Raw genomic sequence first — 254 nt, 5'->3', positions numbered from 1 at the left:
GGCGGGTTCACCAGCAGCGCGGCGGCGCCCGCCGCGCCGAACAGGGCGAGCGCGTGCCGCCGGTCGAACTCGCCCATGCCGTGACCTCCCGGGCCGTTGACAACCTTGTCAGCGCGGATTCTGGGACGGCGGACAGCGGCCGGGCAAGCCTGGGAGCGGATCTCGTCCGGTTTCGGACAACGCCCGGGTAATTCGTATAACGACCTATACCGCACGGCGTGGTCGCATGTAGTGAATGACTCATTCATGTCGTC

The 254-nt window shown here is 66.9% G+C and carries 1 protein-coding gene; it reads left to right on the top strand.

The features are described from left to right. The coding region (locus G3I65_RS56850; protein WP_203612789.1) for a hypothetical protein at positions 1-191 on the top strand (191 nt) is incomplete at its 5' end. Positions 192-254: the final 63 nt, after the last annotated feature.

The sequence above is a fragment of the Amycolatopsis sp. SID8362 genome, assembly GCF_010550475.1.
In the GTDB taxonomy this organism is placed as follows: Bacteria; Actinomycetota; Actinomycetes; order Mycobacteriales; family Pseudonocardiaceae; genus Amycolatopsis; species Amycolatopsis eburnea.
Note: the sequence above shows the minus strand (reverse complement) of the source record. Positions and strands in the feature narration are given on the sequence as shown.